This window comes from Arthrobacter sp., assembly GCF_030540645.1.
Taxonomy (GTDB): Bacteria; Actinomycetota; Actinomycetes; order Actinomycetales; family Micrococcaceae; genus Specibacter.
Window position 1 is genome coordinate 1 of sequence record NZ_JAUNVV010000119.1, and the last position, 6,768, is coordinate 6,768.

6 protein-coding genes are annotated in these 6,768 nt (G+C 62.0%); 1 reads left to right on the forward strand and 5 read right to left on the reverse strand.

Annotation, left to right across the window (positions count from 1 at the left end):
- Positions 1 to 29: 29 nt before the first annotated feature.
- Together Q4P21_RS15385 and Q4P21_RS15390 are read right to left on the reverse strand one after the other, a co-directional pair.
- Positions 30 to 197, reverse strand: a complete 168-nt coding sequence (locus tag Q4P21_RS15385; RefSeq protein WP_303389605.1) for a hypothetical protein — start codon at positions 195 to 197, stop codon at positions 30 to 32.
- A gap of 42 nt (positions 198 to 239) precedes the next feature.
- Positions 240 to 1,337, reverse strand: coding sequence for an alanine--glyoxylate aminotransferase family protein (locus tag Q4P21_RS15390; RefSeq protein ID WP_303389606.1), 1,098 nt, complete (start codon positions 1,335 to 1,337; stop codon positions 240 to 242).
- A gap of 278 nt (positions 1,338 to 1,615) precedes the next feature.
- Here Q4P21_RS15390 and putP point away from each other — a divergent pair, with 278 nt between their 5' ends.
- Positions 1,616 to 3,139 (forward strand): sodium/proline symporter PutP, encoded by a 1,524-nt coding sequence (gene putP, locus Q4P21_RS15395; RefSeq protein WP_303389607.1) that lies wholly within the window; start codon positions 1,616 to 1,618, stop codon positions 3,137 to 3,139.
- Between the two features lie 100 nt (positions 3,140 to 3,239).
- On the opposite strand, the gene Q4P21_RS15400 is transcribed toward putP, so the two are convergent.
- The 3 genes from Q4P21_RS15400 to Q4P21_RS15410 form a co-directional block, all read right to left on the reverse strand.
- Entirely contained in the window at positions 3,240 to 3,965 is a 726-nt protein-coding gene (locus tag Q4P21_RS15400; RefSeq protein ID WP_303389608.1) for a hypothetical protein, read from the reverse strand.
- Positions 3,962 to 5,668: an amidohydrolase gene (locus Q4P21_RS15405; protein WP_303389609.1), complete on the reverse strand. Its 1,707-nt coding sequence runs from the start codon at positions 5,666 to 5,668 to the stop codon at positions 3,962 to 3,964. Before Q4P21_RS15405 ends, Q4P21_RS15400 begins: the two co-directional genes overlap by 4 nt.
- A 141-nt stretch (positions 5,669 to 5,809) precedes the next feature.
- Positions 5,810 to 6,640, reverse strand: coding sequence for a creatininase (locus Q4P21_RS15410; protein ID WP_303389610.1), 831 nt, complete (start codon positions 6,638 to 6,640; stop codon positions 5,810 to 5,812).
- Positions 6,641 to 6,768 lie beyond the last annotated feature (128 nt).

Below are 6,768 nucleotides of genomic sequence, written 5' to 3' on the forward strand. Positions count from 1 at the left end.
TGCTGAGTGTTGGATGTCCGGGTGACGGCTTACATCTCGTCCGGCTCTGTTTCCTTTTCCTCTGCCATTCTTTCCGCGTGCTCGGTCATTTCCTCGATGTCCGGTGTCACCATCTCGGAATAGATGGCGCCCAAGGGGTCAATGTCGGGTTCATTGTGGGTGAACGCATCATCCCCACGCTCTGGTTTTCTGCTCATAACCACACCTTAGCCCCGCCTTGCCGGAGGAGGAAGGTTCACTTAGGCCTTGGCGATGGCTTCCTGCAGCGCACCAAGGACCAACACCACCGAGCCCGGGTTGGCATTGGGACCCATCATCCCGATGCGCCACACCGTGGAAGCAAACTCGCCCACACCGGCGCCAATCTCGATGCTGAATCGCTCCAAGAGGTAGGCGCGCACGGCAGCGGAGTCCACACCTTGGGGCACTTTCACGGTGGTCAGGCTAGGCAGCCGGAACCCTTCAGCGGCAAAGAGTTCCAAGCCCATCTCCTGCAGACCGTTCTGCAGTGCCAGTCCGGCGGCGTTGTGGCGGGCCTGAACGGCGTCGAGCCCTTCTGCCAGAACCCGTCCCACTCCTGCCTCAAGGCTGGCAATCATGGTCACCGGTGCGGTGTGGTGGTAGGTGCGCTTGCTGCCGCTGGCACTGCCGACATAACCGCCCAGCAGACCCAAATCCAAATACCAGGACTGGGGGTCCTTGATGCGGCGTTCAAAAGCTGCGTCGGAGATGGTGAAGGGGGAAAGTCCGGGCGCAACGCCGAGACACTTTTGCGTACCGGCGTAGCCCACATCGATGCCCCATTCGTCGGCGAGCAGTTCCAGGCCGCCAATGGAAGTGACGGCATCGGTGAGGAGCAGGGCGTCGCCCTTGAGCTGGCCAAGGGCGGCAATGTCTGAAAGGACACCGGTGGAGGTTTCGGCGTGGACGGCAGCGATGACTTTGGGGTTGGGGTGGGCTGCGGCCACTCGTTCTGGATCGATCGGCTGGCCCCATGCGTGCTCCACCGGCACCACTTCGGCCCCCGCCCTCCGGGCGATCTCACACATGCGCCCGCCAAACATGCCGTTGACGGCGATGACTGCCACATCCCCGGGGCCAACTGTGTTGACGAACGCCGCTTCCATGCCAGCGGACCCGGTCCCGCTCAGTGGCAGGGTCCGGGCATTGGTGGTTCCCCACACTTTGCGCAACCCCTCACAGGTCTTGTCCATGGTCTCCAAGAACAGTGGATCAAGATGCCCCAGCACAGGGTTGCCCAACGCTGAAATGGCCTCCGGATAGCAATTGCTGGGACCGGGTCCAAACAGGTGGCGGTAGCTCAGGGTGGCTGTCACTGGGTGCTCCTTCGTGCGGAGGAATGGGTTTTACCAGCATAGGCGTTGGAGGTTGCGGCGGGCAGGGGCGAAGGGTGTCACACCCTCCGGGGTCTCGCCAACTTGCCCATGATTTCGCCTATTAGTATCGCGGCAGGAAGAGAATTTTGATAGGTTCGGACGAACTGTCCGAACTATTGGCCGCCATTCATTGCGACAATCCAGCTGATCTGGATGCTCAACTCGATCCCATGATCAGATGATCCGATGAGGTGTCAAAGAATGCAGAGGAACAATTCGTGACTGATCATGCGTTTCAACTAATGGCAATAGCCGTCTATATGGCGGGTATGCTCGCCATCGGCTATTTTGCCTTCAAGAAAACCGACGACCTCGACGACTACATGCTGGCCGGACGAGAACTGAAACCGGGTGTTGCCGCCCTTTCAGCCGGAGCATCCGACATGTCCGGTTGGCTCATCATGGGCCTTCCAGGCGCCATTTACCTCTCCGGCCTGGTCGAGGCATGGATCGCCATTGGGCTCACCATCGGAGCTTGGCTCAACTGGAAATTTGTGGCCCCCAGGCTCCGCTCCTACACGGCGATTTCACAAAACGCCATTACGATTCCCAGCTTCTTTGAGAAACGGCTCAAGGAAAATTCGCACGTGCTGCGCATTGTCACTGCCGTCATCATTTTGGTGTTCTTCACCTTCTATGTTTCCTCGGGCATGGTGGCAGCCGGAAAGTTCTTTGAGGGCTCCTTCGGCTGGCCGTACCTTGTGGGGATGGGTGTGGTCACGGTTGTCACCTTGGCCTACACCTTGTTTGGCGGCTTTATTGGCGCAACCCTGACCGACGTCGCCCAGGGACTGTTGATGTTCGCTGCCCTCATCGTGGTACCGATTGTTGCCGTGGTGCAGACCGGCGGCATTGGCGCCACTGTCAACCGACTGCAAACCATCGATCCGGACAACTTGAACCTGTTCAGGGGCTTTGGCGACGGAAACACGCTGGTGTGGATGGTGGGCATCTTCTCCACCGCAGCTTGGGGCTTGGGCTACTTTGGCCAGCCCCACATTATTGTGCGGTTCATGGCATTGCGCTCACCGCAGGACGCCAAAGCCGGCCGCCGTATCGGCATCAGCTGGATGATCCTGTCCGCGGCCGGGGCGGTTGCCACCGCGCTGGTGGGCATCGCCTACTTCGCTGACAATCCCTCCATGGGCTTGGACGATCCGGAGACAGTGTTCCTGAAGTTGAGCCAGATCTTCTTCCACCCCTTCGTTGCAGGATTGGTTCTGGCTGCCGTGCTGGCCGCCATCATGTCCACCATCTCCTCGCAGCTCATTGTTTGCTCTTCGGCGTTGGTGGAAGATCTTTACAACATGGCTGGGCGCAAGTCCACGGCCAAACAGCAGGTCGTTCTGGGGCGCCTCGGTGTCTTGGTGATCGCCGTCATTGCGGTTCTCATTGCGCTGGATAGGAATGCGAGCATCTTGGAACTTGTGGCCTTCGCCTGGGCCGGGTTCGGAGCGGCATTCGGGCCCATTGTGCTGCTGAGCCTCTACTGGCGCAAGCTCACCGCCCGGGGTGCCCTTGCGGGCATGGTTGTGGCGACAATAGTGGTGTTCGCCTGGGGCAAGACTCCTGTCCTGCATGACGCCATGTATGAAATTGTCCCCGCGTTCATCCTCAACGTCATCGTGGCCGTGGTTGTCTCCAAGATGACCTACAAGCCAAATCCGGTGATCGAAGAGGAATTCACTGCCATGCTCGCCGAATCCAGCGACAAGAAGCCTGCCGCCATGGCAATGGAGTAGCCGCAACGCTGCTGCAGACCAAACCGCCAGGTTGGCTGCTGATGGCCCCGCCCCGCCGTCGTGTATTCATACGACGGCGGGGCGGGGCCATTTTTTGCGCCTATTTGCGTGACAGCACCTCTGAGGTGTTGAGGATGACGAACTCGTGCTCTTCGGTCAGCACGTTGAGGTAGCCGGAGTCGACGCTGAGGACGTAGCCAATGAGAGTCCCATGGGTGGTTTGGATCTGTTCCTGCGGCACCCATGGCGTCTGGATGAACGCGGCGACGAGCAGGATCGCCACGGCAGCCACCACGCCCACGCTGGCCATCGCCACCGAGAGCATGCGCCGCAGCCAGTGTTTTGTGGAAAGCCGGTGCGTCAGGGCAAACAGCACGAAAACTGCAGCCGATGCCACCGGCAGCCACCAGATCTTAAAGCTGACGGTCAGTGCGATCAGGGTGACCAAACCCAAGGTGGTAGCCAGCAGCACCGTTGCCCGGTGCCCGAACGAAGACCACAAGAATGTGGCGATGAGGAGCGGAAGAACCACCACCAGCAAAATTTGGACCAGCACGTGCCCGGCCATGAGGGACCCGAAGACAAGGGCCAGTGCGTCGCTGGGACTGAGCGTGGTGCTGACCGCGAACGCCGTATTCCAGTCATACCCGGACACGGCAAAGATCCGCAGAATCAGAAAGACGAACCCCACAGCGGTCGCGGGTGCCAGATCTCCGGCGGAGAAGCGCCCCGCCTTCTCGGAGGGACCCGCTTCAGCGCTCGACTCGTTGGCGGCGCCCTCGGTGTTGCCCGCGGCGCTGCTTTCGGAGGCGTCGTTGGCGGTCACCGGCTGCAAACCTTGCCGGCGAGCAGCGTCTGGGACACGGCAATCTGCTCGATCTGGGGCGGCGCCACTTCCAGCGGATTCTCCTCCAGCAGCACCAGATCGGCATACTTGCCTGACTCAATGGAACCGGTGATGTTGTCCGCGCGGCACTGCCAGGCGGCATCAATGGTGACAGCCCGAAGCGCCGCCTCAACCCCTATGCGCTCATTGGCATTGAGAACTTCCCCGCCCTCGGCCATGATCCGTGTGACGGCATCTTGGACGTAGCGCAACGGCTCCAGCGGAGTGACGTTCCAGTCGCTATGCAGGGAGATCTTCAGACCGGCGCGCAGCGCGGAAGCGCACGGATCGTAGATGGCTGAGCGTTCGGGCCCCAAAAGCCTGTCACGGAACGCCTTGCCCCACCAGCGGATGTGGCCGATCAAGAACGACGGCGACAGCCCCAGTGCGGCCATCCTCTCGATTTGTTCGGGGTGAAGGACGCTGCAGTGCTCAATCCGGTGGCGGTGATCGGACCGTGGGTGGGATTTCAGCGCCTGTTCAAAGGCGTCGATCGTTGTGTCGATGGCCGCGTCGCCGTTGGCATGGACCCCCAACTGCCAGCCGTCAGCGTGGGCGCGCTGGACTACGCGAGCCAGTTCCTGCGCTGAATAGTTCAGCGAGCCGCGGCTTTCCGTACCGAGGTAGGGTTCGCGTTGGAATCCGGTGCCCGCCTGGTTGGAGCCGTCGGACCAGGCTTTGATGCCGTCCACCCTGAACAAGTCGTTGCCAAAGCCAGGGTGAAGCCCCATCTCCATCCATGCGTCATAAGCGGTGGAAACCAGCATTCCGCGGTAGCGCACGGGTGAATCTGTATCGATGGTCGCTTGGAGTCCGGCCAAGTCAGCGGTGCCGTCGATGGAGCCGATCCCGCAGTCGTGGAGCATGGTGACGCCCTTGCCGGCTGCATGCCACAGCAGGTCACGGATGCGTGCGGTGGCTGCATCACCGGTGACAAACGGGATTCCCTTCGTGAAGGCACCCAAGGCCGAGGACTCCTCGAGCCGGCCAGTCAGCTCGCCGTGTTCGTCGCGGGTGTACCTGCCAGCGGGCGGGTCCGGGGTGTTTTTGTCTACTCCAGCCCGGGTCAGGGCTGCTGAATTCACGTAGGCGATGTGGCCGTTGCTTTCCAACACCAGCAGCGGACGGTCGGGAACCAGACGGTCGAGGACTTCACGGGTGAGAACAGGGTGGCCCTCGGTGATGCTGGGATCGAACTGCTGGGCCAACACCCAGCCTGTGGACGTCGCGGGGGCGCCGCGGAGCGCAGCAAACACGTCGTCGGCGCCCGGCGTGCTCATCGGGCTGACGTCCACCCAGTCGTTGAGCTGGACCATGGAGGAATGCATGTGCGGGTCGATGAGACCGGGGAGCAGCGTCCGTCCGTCCAGATCCAAACGTTCCGTCTTGCTCCCCGCAAGTCCTTCCAACTCCTCAACAGTGCCTACGGCCACGATCCGCCCCTGCCTGACAGCCACGGCTTCGGCATGCGGGAGATTGCTGTCCAACGTGATGATGGGGCCGCCGGTGATCAGCAGCTCGGCATCGCCGTTCCTGTGGTGATCTGCGGTGGGGTCCGGCTGCCTGACAGGCGTCGTCCCGGCCGGGCCGGATCGGGCCGCCGCCGGGCCGGGGGAGGATTTGAGGGGATTCAACTTCGACACAGGATCACAGGCTCCGCACATGTTCCCTATGCTAGCCCCGGCGCTCCCTGTTCGCGGGTGTTGCTGGTTGCGGGACCCAGCGCGGAACCCGCTTCCGCCTGGGGGCTTCAATCGACCGCAGGCAGCGCCTTGGAATGCTGCCTATGCCACGTCGCACACCGTGGAACTGCTCATCCAGGCCGGCACGCCTGCGAGTTCGCCCATCAGTTCGCCGGCGAGGTCCAGTGCCAGGTCGTCAACCACCTGGTCATGGAGCAGCGCACCCTTGGCTGCGCTGGATCCGGCTGCCGACGAGAGACAGCCGGTGGGCGGCGTCCGTTCCGGCACCACGGGGAGCCGGTCGAAACGCGGCAGCACCGCCGCCGGGCTGTCCACCAGACGCTCCATGACAACCCTGGCCGGCTCAAGGTGGAGCATGAGCGAGGTCTCCAACACCCCGCCATGCTCGATTTCCCACCCGGGAAATCCGTCCGGATAGACCTGGGCCAGCGTGTTCTGGCTGACAAAGTCCCAGTAGGACAGCAGCAGCACGCTCTGCCCCGCCCCCGGTGTGATCCCCAGCTCCTCCAAGGCGAGATCGATCCCCTCATACAGGAACTGGTAGTTCTCGAAGTGTCCGTTGATAAATACCACATGCCGGACGCCTTGGTTGAGAAAGGACTTGACCAGGTTGCGCGCCATGCCAATGAGCGAGGCGCCGTCCAAGCTGGTGGTTCCGGAGAGGTGATTGCCGCCGCCGGACTTCTGTTGTGACTTGTAGCCGTAGGCGATTGGCTGGGCCACAAGTGCGCCCAGCCGCCGGGCCACTGCCGCCGCGAAATGCGTGGACAGGATGGTGTCCGTCCCCAGCGGCAGGTGTGGCCCGTGCTGCTCCAGCGACCCGACGGGGATGAGGACAATCGCCTCCCCGGACGTCAGCGCTTCGCGGTAGGCGAAGGCATCCATGTCTTCCAGAAATACTGACTTGTCCATCGTGGTGCTCCTCAGTGGGTTCAATGTGCAAAAAACGAACGCTGCGGCGGCTCGGGCAGCCGCCGCAGCCGGGTGGTTGCTAGACGTTGACGATGTTGTGTTCGGGGCCGAATCCGAACTTCGTGATG

Excerpts from the sequence above, each read along its gene's own strand:
- Q4P21_RS15385 (WP_303389605.1), bottom strand. The coding sequence starts at position 197 with ATGAGCAGAAAACCAGAGCGTGGGGATGATGCGTTCACCCACAATGAA.
- Q4P21_RS15410 (WP_303389610.1), bottom strand. The coding sequence starts at position 6,640 with ATGGACAAGTCAGTATTTCTGGAAGACATGGATGCCTTCGCCTACCGC.